The organism is Streptomyces sp. NPDC001594, from assembly GCF_042893675.1.
GTDB lineage: Bacteria > Actinomycetota > Actinomycetes > Streptomycetales > Streptomycetaceae > Streptomyces.
Map to the genome: position 1 here is coordinate 135,674 of NZ_JBIAVB010000017.1, position 13,743 is coordinate 149,416.

Consider the following 13,743-nt stretch of genomic DNA (forward strand, 5'->3'; position numbering starts at 1 on the left):
CATCACGCGGGAGCGTGACGCCGAACCGGGCCCGGAGACGCTGCTGCGCTCCGGGCCCGGTTCGTCATGCGGCGCGGCCGTGGCGGCCGCCGCCGCTACTTCTTCGTGGGCAGGGCCGGGAGCGACGGGAGCTTGCCCGGGTCGCTCTTCTGGAAGGTGTCCTGGCCGGCGCCCTCCCAAGTGACCTTCAGGGTGGTGGCGTCGACGGAGTCGACCTTGCCCTTGGAACGGGTCGCGCCCGGGGCGCACTTCAGGTCGAGGGTGGTGCCGGTGGAGGTGCCCTCACAGGTCAGGCCGGTGGCGGCCTCGACCACGAACGCCTTCTGGCCCTTGACCGTGAGCACCACGCCCTTGCCCGGGTTCTGCATCGAGATCCAGCCGCCCTCCAGGGAGCCCGCGCCGCCGGCCGCGCTGCCCGTGCTCGCGGCGGCGGTCGGGGCGACGGTCGGGGTCAGTGCGGCGGCCGGGGTCTTGCCGGGCTTCGTGTCCGCCTTCGAGGAGTCGCTGCCGCAGGCGGTCAGGGTCAGGGCGGCGGCCAGGCCGGCTGCGGCGAAGGCGGTGATGCGCAGGGTGCTGTGCACGGGAAGGTCCCCCAGGAAAGCGAGTTGACTGAAAACGAGCGGTGGAACGGAACGCGCCAACGTACCAGCCGTAGGGGCGGGCCGGCGCACCCGCAGACACGCCCTGACGTACCGGGCCGGTTCCGTCCCGGGTCGGCCGCGGCGGTCCTCAGAGGTGCCGGGCGAAGTCGTCCAGGGTGCGCAGGACCTCGTCCTCCGGGGCGGAGGGGAGCTGGAGGACGACCTCCTCGATGCCCAGTTCGGCGTAGTGGGCGAGCTTGCCGGGGTTGGGCCGGACGGCGTACGGGATCACCTGGAGGGTCTTGGGGTCGCGTCCGGCGTCCTCCCAGGCGCGGCGCAGCACCGGCAGGCTCTCGGTGAGGCCGCCGCCTCCGATGGGGAGCCAGCCGTCGGCGTGGTCGGCGACGGCGGCGAACAGCTTGGGGCCGGCCGCTCCGCCGATGAGGGTGCGGGGTCCGAGCAGGCGCTGCCCGCCGGGGAGTTCGCGCGGGGGCGTGGCGGGCTTGGGGTGGGCGTGGCTGGCCTGGACGGAGCCGTAGGGGCTCTCGTAGGCGGTCGGCTCCGGGGACCACAGGGCGCGCATGAGGGCCATGTGGGAGTGGACGCGTTCGCGGCGGGTGGGCCAGTCGACGCCGTGGTCGGCGGCCTCCTCGACGTTCCAGCCGTAGCCGATGCCGAGGGTGAGGCGGCCGCCGGTGAGGTGGTCGAGGGTGGCGGCCTGCTTGGCGAGGCCGATGGGGTCGTGTTGGGCGACGAGGGTGATGCCGGTGCCGAGGTGGAGGCGGTGGGTGACGGCCGCGGCCTGGGCGAGGGCGACGAAGGGGTCGAGGGTGCGGCCGTACTGGTCGGGGAGTTCGCCGCCCATGGGGGCGGAGGTGGTGCGGCTGACGGGGATGTGGGTGTGTTCGGGGAGGTAGAGGCCGGCGAAGCCGCGCTCTTCGAGGGTGGTGGCGAGGCGGGTGGGGGTGACGGTGAGGTCGGTGAGGAAGATGGTGGTGGCGATCCGCATGTGGCACCTCCGTGTGGTCGGGAGGGTCAAGGTACGGGGTTCCGCGTGGCGGTGGCAGGGGCCGGTGCCGCCTGGGTGGCGGCGGGGTGCGGGCCCGGCGGGGTGCGGCGGGGCGGGGTCGGGGTGTGCGGCGGCGCGTTCCGGTGTGCCCACCCTCCCCCGAGCTCTCGGCTTCGCTCGAGCAGGGGGGACCCCCATCGCCCTGCGGAACGATTGCCCACACCTCAGCCCTGGGGGTAGCGGGTCTGCCAGGCCTGGGTGGGGTGGAGGGTGGGGCCCTGGGTCATTTCCAGGGCGAAGTCGTCGGCCAGTTCCAGGAGCGTGGCCCGCCCCTCCAGTTCGGCGAGCCAGGCCGCCGGGAGGGCCGTCTCGCCGTGCAGGGCGCCGAGCAGGGCCCCGCACAGGGCGCCGGTGGCGGTGGAGTCGCCGCCGTGGTTGACGGCCAGGCGCAGCCCGTGCGCGACGTCCTCGGCGACGAGGGCGCAGTAGACGGCGACGGCGAGCGTGTCCTCGGCGTCGCGGCCGTCGCCCGGGGCGAGGGACTCGACGGCGCGGGGGCCGGGCGCGTCCCCGGTGACGGCGGCGAGGGCCCGGTGCAGGGCGTCGGTGACGGGCTGGTGGCCGGGGCGGGTGGCGAGGAGGGCGAGGGTGCGCCGGAGGGCGGCGTCCAGGGTCTCGCCGCGCGTCAGGCCGTGCACGATGACGGCGAGGGCCCCGGCGGACAGGTACGCGGAGGGGTGGCCGTGGCTCTGGGTGGCGCACTCGACGGCGAGCTGGAGGACGAGGGAGGGTTCCCAGCCGACGAGGAGCCCGAAGGGGGCCGAGCGCGCGGTGGCGGCGGCGTCGCGGGCGGTGGGGTTCTTGGGGTGGTCCAGGGTGCCGAGGGTGTCGTCGGCGAAGCCGGTCAGGCAGGCCCGGTCGGGGTCGCGGCGGGCGTAGAGCCACTCCTCGTGGGCGAGCCAGCCGTTGTCCTTGCGGCGTTCGTCGGGCCCCCAGTCGTGCTGGGTGGCGGCCCAGCGCTGGTAGGCGCGGTGGACGTCGGTCGGGGGGTGCCAGGCGCCGGTGTCCCGGCGCACGTGGGCCCGTATCAGGCCGTCCACGGTGAAGAGGGTGAGCTGGGTGGACGCGGTGACGGCGCCGCGGCGGCCGTGGGCCGGGGCGGGTCCGGTGAGCCCGGCCGGGCCGTGGGCCTCGCGGATGCCGTCCAGGGAGAGGCCGGCGACGGGGGCGCCGAGGGCGTCGCCGATGGCGGAGCCGAGGAGGGTGCCGCGGACCCGGCTGCGGAAGTCCTGCTGTTCGGTACGGCCCCACAGGGCGGTGGCCAGGACGACCCCCGCCCCCGGGGGTGCGGCCGGCGCCGGCGGAGACACTGCCGGGGCGTCCGTCTCCGTTCCCGCCTCCGGCCCCGTCGCCGTACTCCCGCTCGCGCTCGCGCTCGTGCTCGTCGTCGTGTCCATGCCCGTCCCCCCCAGAGTCTGGCGCGCACTGTAGTGGACGGTTCGGGTGGATTCGTAAGGGGTCCGCCAGGTCGGCCCTAAGTGGCCGGAGAACGGCCGGAACCCGAGCGGTTCCAGCCGGTGAGACGATCAAGTGGCACGTTTTGTCACTCGCCTTCACGGCGGCTGGTTCCAGCCATGTCCTGTTCACGCGAGGTTCGCCGGGGGCACGGAGCCTCGACGCCATGAAGAAGGCTCTCCTCGCCGCGACCGCCGTCGCCGCCTCCGCTCTCACCGCCTCGCTGGTCGTGGCCCCCGCCGCCTCCGCCTCCGGCTGGGAATGGCCCGGCCGTCACCACGACCGCACCTCGATCCCCTTCACCGAGGCCACCGTCACCGCCGCCGCCGACGGTTCGTACACCCTGAAGTGGAACGCCAAGGGCACCAAGCACGTCGAGATCAAGGCGAACGGCAAGGTCGTCGCCAAGGGCGGCTCCCAGGGCCAGGCCACGGTCGAGGGGCTGCCCGCCGCCGACCGCCAGTGGTTCGACTTCAAGGCCGACCACGGCCAGGGCCTGCACCTCGCCGACCGCCGGATCAAGCTGGAGGGCGCGGTCAACTTCCGCGACGTCGGCGGCTACCGCACCACCGACGGCCACTGGGTCAAGATGGGCGAGGTCTACCGCTCCGACGCCCTCGACAAGCTGACCGCCGCCGACCAGGCCAAACTCCAGCGGCTGCGCGTCAAGACGGTCTTCGACCTGCGCACCCAGGACGAGCGCACCAAGGGCGCCGACCAGGTCCCGGCCGGCGCCCGCTACGTCGTCGCCGACGTCTTCGCCGGGTCCGGCTCGTTCCAGACCCTGCCCAAGTCCCCCGACGAGGCCGTCCAGGCCATGATCGGCGCAGAGAAGAGCATGGTCAGCGGCGAGGGCGGCAAGAAGGCCTACACGCAGGTCCTTGACGGGGTCCGCGACGACCGCGCCCACGCCGTCCTCTTCCACTGCACCGCCGGCAAGGACCGCACCGGCTGGGCCGACGCCACGCTGCTGACCGCCCTCGGCGTCCCGCAGGAGACGGTGATGGCCGACTACCTGGCCAGCAACGACTACCGCAAGGCGGCCAACGACGCGATCCTCTCGCACCTGCCGGCCCCGCAGGCCGCCGTCTACAAGCCGCTGCTCGACGTCCGCGCCGAGTACCTGAACGCGGGCTACGACGAAGTCAAGGCCACGTACGGCACCTTCGACCGCTACCTCAAGGACGGCCTCGGCATGGACGCCCGCGAGCTGCGCGACCTCAAGCGGGACCTCCTCGTCGGCTGACCCCGCTCCCGGCCGGCCGGCCGTTCACTCCAGGACCGGCAGCAGCTGCGGCAGGTGCCCGTCCGAGGTCCGGGCCGCGTCCTGGCGCTCCTGCGGCACCTCCCCGTACAGGGTCGTCCGGGGGCGCGCGGGCCGGCCCGCCGCCTCCGCGACCGCGACCAGGTCCCGTACCGACTTGTACGAGCCGTAACTCGACCCCGCCATACGGGAGATGGTCTCCTCCATCAGGGTGCCGCCCAGGTCGTTGGCGCCGGAGCGGAGCATCTCGGCCGCGCCCTCCGTGCCCAGCTTCACCCAGCTGGTCTGGATGTTCGGGATGTGCGGGTGCAGCAGCAGCCGGGCCATGGCCGTCACCGCCCGGTTGTCGCGGACGGTCGGGCCGGGGCGGGCGATGCCCGCCAGGTAGACGGGGGCGTTGGTGTGGATGAAGGGGAGCGTCACGAACTCCGTGAACCCCTCCACCCCGTTGGCGAGGGCCGTCTCCTGGATGCGGGTCAGGGTCCGGAAGTGGCCGAGCCAGTGCCGGGGCTGGTCCACGTGCCCGTACATCATCGTGGACGAGGAACGGACGCCCAGCGCGTGCGCGGTGGTGACGACCTCGGTCCAGTCCGCCGTCGGCAGCTTGCCCTTGGTCAGCACCCAGCGGACCTCGTCGTCCAGGATCTCCGCCGCCGTGCCCGGGATGGAGTCCAGCCCGGCCTCCTTGGCGGCCGCCAGCCAGTCCCGTACGGACATCCCGGTGCGGGTGGCGCCGTTGACGACCTCCATCGGGGAGAAGGCGTGCACGTGCATGCCCGGCACCCGCTCCTTCACCGCCCGCGCGATGTCGAAGTACGCCGTCCCGGGCAGGTCCGGGTGGATGCCGCCCTGCATGCACACCTCGACCGCGCCCACCTCCCAGGCCTGGGCGGCCCGGTCGGCGACCTGCTCCAGGGAGAGGGTGTACGCGTCGGCGTCGGTACGGCGCTGCGCGAAGGCGCAGAACCGGCAGCCGGTGTAGCAGACGTTGGTGAAGTTGATGTTCCGCGTGACGATGTAGGTGACGTCCTCGCCCACCACCGAGCGGCGCAGGTCGTCCGCGATCCGGCACAGGGCGTCCAGCGCGGGGCCGTCCGCGTGCAGCAGGGCCAGGGCCTGCTCGTCGGTGAGCCGCTGCGGGTCGTCGGCCGCCTGCGACAGGGCGGCCCGTACGTCGGTGTCGATCCGCTCGGGGACCATGCCGGGCGCGGCCGCCTCGCGCAGGGCCTCCCAGTCGCCGTAGACCTCGTCGAAGTCCTCGCGGCGGTCGCCGGTGCGGCCCTCGGTGTCGATCGCGGTGTGCAGGTCGGTGCGCCCGGCCGAGGTGAAGGCCTCCTCGGGCTCCTGCCAGGGGTGCCCCTCGACCACGGCGTCCGGCCGGGCGAGGCCCGTCTCCGGGTCGGCCAGCGCCCGGACGTGGGGCAGCAGGCGGGGGTCCAGCCAGGGCTCGCCGCGGCGCACGAACTCCGGGTACACGCAGAGCCGTTCGCGCAGCTCGAACCCGGCCGCCGCCGACCGCTCGGCCAGCAGGTCGATCTGCGGCCAGGGGCGCTCGGGGTTGACGTGGTCCGGGGTGAGCGGGGAGACCCCGCCCCAGTCGTCGATGCCGGCGCCGATCAGGCGGGCGTACTCGCCGTCGACCAGGTTCGGCGGCGCCTGGAGGCAGGCCGAGGGGCCCATGATGTGCCGGGCGACGGCGATCGTGGCGACCAGGTCGTCCAGTTCGGCGTCCGGCATGCCGCGCATCGCCGTGTCCGGCTTGGCGCGGAAGTTCTGGATGATCAGCTCCTGGATGCCGTGGTAGGCGCGGGAGATCCGGCGCAGCGCGAACAGCGACTCGGCGCGCTCCTCGTACGTCTCGCCGATGCCGATGAGCAGCCCGGAGGTGAAGGGGACCGAGGAGCGCCCGGCGTCCTCCAGGACGCGCAGCCGGACGGCGGGCTCCTTGTCGGGGGAGCCGTGGTGCGGGCCGCCGGGCTCGGACCACAGCCGGGTGGCGGTGGTCTCCAGCATCATCCCCATGGACGGGGCGACGGGCTTGAGGCGCTGGAAGTCCGCCCAGGACATGACGCCGGGGTTGAGGTGGGGCAGCAGCCCGGTCTCCTCCAGGATGCGCACGGAGATGGCGCGGACGTAGGAGATCGTGTCGTCGTAGCCCTCCGCCTCCAGCCACTCGCGGGCCTCGGGCCAGCGGTCCTCGGGCTTGTCCCCGAGGGTGATCAGGGCCTCCTTGCAGCCCAGGGCGGCGCCCCGGCGGGCGATGTCGAGGACCTCGTCCGGGGACATGAACATCCCGTGGCCCGCGCGGCGCAGCTTGCCGGGGACGGTGGCGAAGGTGCAGTAGTGGCACTTGTCGCGGCAGAGCCGGGTGAGGGGGATGAACACGCTCTTCGAGTACGTGATCACGCCGGCGCGGCCGGCGGCCGCCAGGCCCGCGTCGCGGACCCGGGCGGCGGAGGCGGCGAGGTCCTCCAGGGCCTCGCCGCGGGCCTGGAGCAGCACGGCCGCCTCGGCCGCGTCGAGCGCGACACCGTCGCGGGCCCGCCGGAGCGCGCGGCGCATGGCGTTGTCGGTCGGGGCGTCACTCGGAGTGGTCATACGGCGAGCATACGAGCAGCGATGCGGGGGCCGGAGGGGGTCACCGCATCAGCTCACCGGCGTTGACCAGCAGGGACTGGCCGGTTATCGCCCGTGCCCGGTCGGAGGCCAGGAACACGGCGGCGTCCGCGACGTCCCCGTCGGTGGCGAGGTCGGGCAGGGCCATCCGGTCGGTGAGGCGGGCGTGGACCTCGGCCTCGGGGACGTTCTCGGTGTGGGCGGTGAAGGTGACGAAGGCCTGGACGGGCGGGCCCCACATCCAGCCGGGCAGCACGGTGTTGACGCGGATCCGGTGCGGGCCGAGCTCGCGGGCCAGGGAGTACATGGCGGAGGTCAGCGCGCCCTTGGAGGCGGCGTAGGCGGCCTGGCGGACCTCGTTCGGAGCGGCGACGGCGGACTGGGTGCCGATGAGGACGACGGAGCCGCCGCCCCCGCCCTTGAGGGCCGGCAGGCAGGCGCGGGTCATGCGCAGGGTGCCGAGGAGGTTGACGTCGAGGATCTGCTGCCAGGTCCCGAAGTCGGCGTCCTCCAGGCCGCCGAAGTAGGAGTCCCAGGCGGCGACGTGCACGACGGCGTCGATCCCGCCGAAGCGCTCGGCGGCGAGCGCGGCGAGGGCCTCGCACTGCCGCTCGTCGGTGATGTCGGTGGGCAGGTAGGCGGTGTGGGCGCCGTCGGGGTCGATCTCGGCGGCGGACTTGGCCAGGTTGGCCTCGGTGCGCGCGCCGAGGACGGCGTTCCCGCCGTCGCGGACCACGGCGGCGGCCACCTGGTGGCCGAGCCCGGCCCCCACACCGGAGACGACGACGGTCTTCCCTCGCAGCAGCATGGCGCGCTCCCGTGTGACGATCCGTTTCTGACGGTGCGTCAGGGTAGGTGGCGGCGGCCGCGGTGGGAAGGGGTGCGGGGGCCCGGGCGGCTCAGCGGCTCCCGCTGGCGTCCAGGTAGATGTTCACGGCGACCCAGGTGAACCACAGCAGCGGGATGATCGCCACGTAGGCGAGCGGCCGGGCGTGCACCGGCGGGCCCTCCTCCAGCGGCTGGCGGCCCGGCGCCGGGGTGGGGTCCGGGAGCTTGCCGAACTTGATCGCGGCGAGCAGGTTCCAGAACAGCGTGAACGGGGTGAAGAGCACCAGGGACAGGGGGCTCCACCAGCCCTGGCACAGGGTCTTGGTGGTCATCGTGCGCACCAGGGAGCGGCCGCACGGGCGGCAGAACGGACCGTTGAGGGTGTGGAAGCGCATCAGGACCAGCACGCCGACGTGGGCGCGGACCGAGAACAGCGCGGCCTGCGGCGCCCCGCAGTTGCGGCAGCCCGGCGCGGGCACGTGGCCGTACGGCGGCGCGTAGGCGGGGTCGTGGGGCATCGCGCCGGGCGGCATCGCGCCCGGGGCGCCCTGCTGGGCGGGGAAGCCGGGGGCGGGCTGCTGGGCGTACGGGTTCGGCTGCGCGGCGGGGGCGCCCGCGTACGGGTTCGGCGGGACCGGGGCGCCGGAGTAGGGGTTCGGCGCGGGCTGGTGCGGCGGGGTGGTCATGGCAGGCCTTCGGGATCGGCGGCGAGGGCAGGAGAGCGGCGGCCGGCCGGCGGCGGGCGTCGGGCGGGGCGGTGTGCACGGCCCGGACCGCGGCCCGCCCCGCCTCCCGGATGCCTCACGGAAGGAGGAGGCTTCGCACGCCAGTTCTCTCGTCTGGCCGAAAAGTACCAGGAGTCGGGCCGCCCGCCGGTCACCTTCCCCCGGCGGGTCACGGCTTCGGGTTCGCCGCCACCAGCCGCCCGAAGGCCTCCGGGGTGATCGTCTCCAGGCCCTTGCCCGTCAGCACGTCCACCTCCTTGCCGTTGACCTCCACCACCGGAGTGCCCTTCTTGCCGCTGCCGTGGAAGGTCTGCGAGACCCGGTCCGCCCACGGCATGTACGTCAGCTCCTCGACCGCCCTGTCGAAGCCCGGGGTGCGCAGCCCCGGTACCTGGTCGGCGAGGTCCAGCAGGGTGGCCGTCGAGCCGAACCTGTCCTCCGACTCCTGCTGCGGATGGTTCGCGTAGAGCACCCGCAGGTAGTCCATGAACTTCTCCGGGCTCTCGTTGACGGCCGCGCCCAGCGCGTTCAGCGCGCGCTTGGAGCCCTTGCCGCCCAGGGCCCCGTCCAGGAAGGCGGCGAAGTGGTACTCGACGCGGTAGTCCCCGGCGTCCGCCCGCTCCTTGAAGGCCGGCCCGAGGCCCGTCTCCACGCCCGCGCAGAACGGGCAGCGCGGGTCCAGCCAGACCGATACGAGGTCCTTCGCGCCCTCCTTGCCGTACGGGACGACCGCCCCGTCCTCGCCGGCCGTGTGCGCGGGCCGCACGAACGGCCTGCCGCCCGCCTCGCTCTCCCCCGAACCGGCGGACCGCGACGCGTAGATGCCCACGCCGGCCGCGATCACGAGGGCGGCGGCCAGGGCCCCGCCGACGAGCAGCCGCCCGCGCAGCCGCGCGCGCCGCGCCCGCTCCTCCCGTTCCGCCAGGAGTCGTTCGCGGGCCCCGCGCCGCTGGTCCTTCTTGCCGTCACTCGCCATGAAACCAGGCTAAATTCCCATGAGTCCTGCCAGGATGGGCCTTTGGGAGGTTCCGGACAGGGCCGGAAGTCCCGTTCGCACCGGGCCGGAGGGCCGCAGGAGCCGGGGTGGACGTCCTGGGCCACAGGGGGGTGAAGCCGAGACGAATGGTGTGTCATATCTGCGGGGGCGACGGCGAGTCGTATCCGAATACCTGATAGACAGAACAATCACGGCCCGACCCGGCCGTGCGCCTGACTTCGCCGGCCGCCTTGGGGGGATCGCCGCACCGTGAAGCCGCTTCACCGCCACGTAGTCAACACCTCGCGCAAGGTCTTGTGCACGGCCGCGCTCGCGGCCAGCCTGACCACCGCCGCCGTGGTGACCAACACCCCGGTCGCCGGCGCGGGCGAGGCCGAACCCACCCCGGACAGCCCGCAGGCCGCCGAGCGCGGCGACGCCCGCCTCGACCTCCCGGGCCAGCTCGCCGACCCGGTCGTCCCGCCCGCCGCGGGCGGCACGGCCGCCGAGGGCGCCGCCGGCATCCCCGCGACCGCCCTGGACGCCTACAAGCGCGCCGAGGTGGCCGTCGCCGCCGCCCTGCCCAAGTGCAAGCTGCCCTGGCAGCTCGTCGCGGGCATAGGCCGGATCGAGTCCGTCCACGCCTCCGGCTACGGGCTCAAGGACGACGGCACCACCGAGCGGCCGATCCGCGGCCCCCGCCTCGACGGCAACGGCTACGAGAAGATCCTCGACACCGACAAGGGCGAGTTCGACGGCGACACCGAGTACGACCGCGCCTTCGGCCCCCTGCAGTTCATCCCCTCCACCTGGGCCACCTGGAAGGCCGACGGCAACGGGGACGGCAAGCGCGACGCCAACAACATCTACGACGCGGCGCTGGGCGCGGGCCTCTACCTCTGCTCGGGCGGCAAGGACCTCTCCAACCCGGCCGACCTCGACAGGGCGATCCTCAGCTACAACAACTCGCGCGAGTACGTGAACAGCGTGCTCGGCTACATGCGCCAGTACCAGCAGGACGGCACCGCCGGGGTCCCGAACCCGCCCGTCGGCACCTTCCCGACCCCGCCGACGCCGACGATCCCCACCCCGCCGCACGTCCCGGCGCCCAACCCGCCGGCGACGAAGCCCACGCCCAAGCCGGACCCCAAGCCCGACCCGAAGCCCACGCCCAAGCCGGACCCGAAGCCCGACCCGACCAAGCCCACCCCGGCGCCCGCGACGCTGGCCAAGCTGGAGCGGGTCGGCGACGCCGCGCTGGAGGCGGAGGCCGGCAGCACCTTCGCGGACGGCGCCCGCTTCAAGGCGGTCCTCAGCGACGGCAAGCCGGCCGTCGGCCAGGCCGTGGTCGTCGCCGTCGAGCAGGACACCACCGGCGGCACGGGCTTCGTCTTCGGCGGCGAGTCGAGCGTGGTCGTCCGTACCGACGCCCAGGGCATCGCCACCGCGCCGCGCCTCAAGGCCGGTCCGAAGGCGGGCGCCTTCACCCTCCGGGCCACGGCCTACGACTCCAAGAGCCAGTTCACCGTGGCGCTGGACGGCAAGGTCACCGCGAAGCCGGCCGAGAAGCCGGTGGCGCTGACCCGTGCGGACGGCGGCGGGGCGGTCGAGGTCGCGGCCGGCACCTCGGTCAAGGGCCTGCAGTTCCTGACCGCCCGCGACGGCAAGGCGCAGGCCGGGGTCCAGGTCACCGCGACGCTGGTCACGGGCAAGCCCGGGGCCTGGGTCCCGGTCGATCCGACGGCGGCCAAGGGCCCGTTCTTCAAGGGCGCCGCGGAGGGCCGGAAGCTGTTCGCCGTGGACCTGCCCAAGACCGGGGCCGACGGGAAGACCGACCTGCCGGAGCTGCTGACCACGGACGCGCCCGCGGGCACGTACCACCTGCGGCTGACCACGGCGGACGGGGCGGAACTGGTCCTGGACCTCACCGTCACCGCCCCGAAGGCGGACCCCAAGGCCTGACCGGGGCCCGTGCGGACGGACGACACACGGCACGGCCGGTCGCGCACCTCGCGACCGGCCGTGCCGTGCGTGTACCGGGAGCGTGGCCCTATACGGGGGTGTCCTGGACGGTCGTGAAGCCGGTACCGCAGGCGGCCGCCAGGTTCGAGGCGGTGAACGGAGTGTCGGAGGTGGTGCAGGTCGCCTGGTGCAGCTCACCCTCCCGGTCCTGCAGGGTGACGTAGAGGGAGCCCGGGTTGGATTCCGTCACCGAGGCGGCGGTGTCCGTGACGCACCGGGGCGCGTGGGCGAGGATCCCGAGGTTGATCCACACGCCCGGGTTGCGGCTGTCGTTGAGGAAGGCGTGCCCGTGCCGGTCGGTCGCCACCCGGAAGATCAGGCCCGGGGGGAAGTTCGTGTAGTCCGGCGAGGCGGTCGCGAGGTCGCGGGAGGTGGAGCACTTCCTGCGGTGGTCGTCGTCCCGGTCGTCGTCGGAACGGGTCGGCGCGGCAGTCACCGCCTGCTTGGCGGGCTTCGCCGCCTTGGCGGGATGGGAGGCCTTCTTCTTGTGCTGCGGGTCGTGGTCCATGCCGCCGCTGGCGGCCGCCGACGGCGCGAGGAGCGCGCCGAGGAGCACTGCCCCCGACACCGCCGAAACACCCCGAGCGGCCCAAGCGAGCTTCGTCATCCGATTCCTCCGTGAGTCCGGGACCGATGTCCGCGACCGAACATCCCCGACGCCCCTCGGATGTACACACGGTGTGATGGGCAGTCACTCAGGGGAACCAGGATTCGGCCCCGAACGGACGCGGGACGCGCCGGGGCCGGCCCGAGCCAGCCCCGGGGAAAAGGCAGGAGCCCCGCCCCAGCCGTTCGCACGGCGGGGGCAGGGCTCCTTGGGTACTGCGATATCCGACCGCGATCGGGTCGGCCTGGCGACTAGGCCGGGGTGACGTTCTCCGCCTGCGGGCCCTTCGGACCCTGCGTGACGTCGAAGTTCACCTGCTGGTTCTCCTCGAGGGAGCGGAAGCCAGAGGCGTTGATCGCGGAGTAGTGGACGAAGACATCCGGGCCGCCGCCGTCCTGGGCGATGAAGCCGAAGCCCTTTTCAGCGTTGAACCACTTCACGGTTCCGGTAGCCATGAGCCCTCCTATGGGCCAAAGGGTCGCCCTGCTCCAGAACCTGCTAAGAAGTCTGAAAACTACAAAAGCCTGCGGGTTACAAGCTCCGCAGGCCTCGTACTGCAAGGGAAACCAAACTGCAACTTGCGTCGAGCCTAGCACGCACCCTCGGGCGGAGACCAGAGGGAAAGATCACGTCACCCGGACGTTTGAGACCCGCTCGATCGCTGACGGAGAAGCGCCGCTAGTCTCGCGATGTGGACGTCTATCGCAGCCGGCCCAGGGTCGGCCACATCCAGTTCCTGAACTGCCTGCCCCTCTACTGGGGTCTCGCGCGCACCGGCACCCTGCTGGACATGGAGCTGACCAAGGACACCCCCGAGAAGCTGAGCGAGCGGCTCGTCCAGGGGGACCTGGACATCGCCCCGATCACCCTCGTCGAGTTCCTCCGCAACGCCGACCGGCTCGTCGCCCTCCAGGACATCGCCGTCGGCTGCGACGGCCCCGTCATGTCCTGCGTGATCGTCTCGCAGGTCCCGCTGGAGCAGCTGGACGGGGCCCGGGTGGCCCTCGGCTCGACCTCGCGGACCTCCGTGCGGCTGGCCCAGCTGCTGCTCGCCGAGCAGTACGGGGTCCGGCCCGACTACTACACCTGCCCCCCTGACCTGGGGGTGATGATGCAGGAGGCCGAAGCGGCGGTGCTGATCGGCGACGCCGCGCTGCGCGCCTCGCTGCACGACGCGCCCCGGCTGGGGCTGGCCGTGCACGACCTGGGGCGGATGTGGAAGGAGTGGACGGGGCTGCCGTTCGTCTTCGCCGTCTGGGCCGCCCGCAAGGACTACCTGGACCGTGAACCCGAGATCGTCCGGGAGGTCCACGACGCCTTCCTGGCCTCCCGGGACCTCTCCCTGGAGGAGGTCGTGAAGGTCGCCGAGCAGGCGGCCCGCTGGGAGGCGTTCGACGCCGGGCTGCTCCAGCGCTACTTCACCACCCTCGACTTCCGCTTCGGCCCGGAACAACTCGCCGGGGTGCGGGAATTCGCGCGCCGAACGGGAGCGGACACCGGCTACGCGACCGATGTGGCGGTGGAGTTGCTGAAGGCCGGGCGGCAGGAACGCTGATCGCCAATACCCCGGGGACCTTCCCGGGGGCCTTCCGCTTCACCG

The 13,743-nt window shown here is 73.4% G+C and carries 12 protein-coding genes; 3 read left to right on the plus strand and 9 right to left on the minus strand.

The window, feature by feature from the left end; all coding sequences use genetic code 11:
* Nucleotides 1-95: 95 nt before the first annotated feature.
* The 3 genes from ACFY0O_RS29960 to ACFY0O_RS29970 all read right to left on the minus strand — a co-directional run bounded on the left by ACFY0O_RS29960 (nt 96) and on the right by ACFY0O_RS29970 (nt 2,903).
* Nucleotides 96-581: a hypothetical protein gene (locus ACFY0O_RS29960; protein ID WP_388952322.1), complete on the minus strand. Its 486-nt coding sequence runs from the start codon at nt 579-581 to the stop codon at nt 96-98.
* Between the two features lie 148 nt (nt 582-729).
* Nucleotides 730-1,590 carry a TIGR03619 family F420-dependent LLM class oxidoreductase gene (locus ACFY0O_RS29965; RefSeq protein ID WP_388952325.1) on the minus strand — a complete coding sequence of 287 codons (861 nt, stop codon included), beginning with the start codon at nt 1,588-1,590 and terminating at the stop codon, nt 730-732.
* A 224-nt stretch (nt 1,591-1,814) separates the two neighbouring features.
* Complete coding sequence (locus ACFY0O_RS29970; protein ID WP_388952444.1) at nt 1,815-2,903, minus strand: ADP-ribosylglycohydrolase family protein; 1,089 nt, start codon at nt 2,901-2,903, stop codon at nt 1,815-1,817.
* A 368-nt stretch (nt 2,904-3,271) separates the two neighbouring features.
* On the opposite strand from ACFY0O_RS29970, the gene ACFY0O_RS29975 reads away from it, so the two are divergent.
* Nucleotides 3,272-4,351, plus strand: coding sequence for a tyrosine-protein phosphatase (locus tag ACFY0O_RS29975; RefSeq protein ID WP_388952328.1), 1,080 nt, complete (start codon nt 3,272-3,274; stop codon nt 4,349-4,351).
* Between the two features lie 24 nt (nt 4,352-4,375).
* On the opposite strand, the gene ACFY0O_RS29980 is transcribed toward ACFY0O_RS29975, so the two are convergent.
* The 4 genes from ACFY0O_RS29980 to ACFY0O_RS29995 all read right to left on the minus strand — a co-directional run bounded on the left by ACFY0O_RS29980 (nt 4,376) and on the right by ACFY0O_RS29995 (nt 9,514).
* On the minus strand, nt 4,376-6,967 hold the full coding sequence (locus tag ACFY0O_RS29980; protein ID WP_388952331.1) for a bifunctional FO biosynthesis protein CofGH: 2,592 nt from the start codon (nt 6,965-6,967) through the stop codon (nt 4,376-4,378).
* Between the two features lie 40 nt (nt 6,968-7,007).
* Nucleotides 7,008-7,793 carry an SDR family oxidoreductase gene (locus ACFY0O_RS29985; RefSeq protein ID WP_388952335.1) on the minus strand — a complete coding sequence of 262 codons (786 nt, stop codon included), beginning with the start codon at nt 7,791-7,793 and terminating at the stop codon, nt 7,008-7,010.
* A 91-nt stretch (nt 7,794-7,884) separates the two neighbouring features.
* Nucleotides 7,885-8,499, minus strand: coding sequence for a hypothetical protein (locus tag ACFY0O_RS29990; RefSeq protein WP_388952338.1), 615 nt, complete (start codon nt 8,497-8,499; stop codon nt 7,885-7,887).
* Nucleotides 8,500-8,707: 208 nt separating this feature from the next.
* Complete coding sequence (locus tag ACFY0O_RS29995; protein WP_388952341.1) at nt 8,708-9,514, minus strand: thioredoxin domain-containing protein; 807 nt, start codon at nt 9,512-9,514, stop codon at nt 8,708-8,710.
* A 270-nt stretch (nt 9,515-9,784) separates the two neighbouring features.
* Here ACFY0O_RS29995 and ACFY0O_RS30000 point away from each other — a divergent pair, with 270 nt between their 5' ends.
* Nucleotides 9,785-11,476, plus strand: coding sequence for a lytic transglycosylase domain-containing protein (locus ACFY0O_RS30000; RefSeq protein WP_388952343.1), 1,692 nt, complete (start codon nt 9,785-9,787; stop codon nt 11,474-11,476).
* Between the two features lie 88 nt (nt 11,477-11,564).
* Here ACFY0O_RS30000 and ACFY0O_RS30005 read toward each other — a convergent pair whose 3' ends face one another.
* Both ACFY0O_RS30005 and ACFY0O_RS30010 read right to left on the minus strand, forming a co-directional pair.
* Entirely contained in the window at nt 11,565-12,143 is a 579-nt protein-coding gene (locus ACFY0O_RS30005; RefSeq protein ID WP_388952346.1) for a hypothetical protein, read from the minus strand.
* A gap of 251 nt (nt 12,144-12,394) precedes the next feature.
* Nucleotides 12,395-12,598: a cold-shock protein gene (locus tag ACFY0O_RS30010; RefSeq protein WP_007265804.1), complete on the minus strand. Its 204-nt coding sequence runs from the start codon at nt 12,596-12,598 to the stop codon at nt 12,395-12,397.
* Nucleotides 12,599-12,834: 236 nt separating this feature from the next.
* Between ACFY0O_RS30010 and ACFY0O_RS30015 the strand changes: the two genes are divergently transcribed.
* Complete coding sequence (locus tag ACFY0O_RS30015) at nt 12,835-13,698, plus strand: menaquinone biosynthetic enzyme MqnA/MqnD family protein (RefSeq protein WP_388952349.1); 864 nt, start codon at nt 12,835-12,837, stop codon at nt 13,696-13,698.
* The last annotated feature ends 45 nt before the right edge of the window (nt 13,699-13,743 follow it).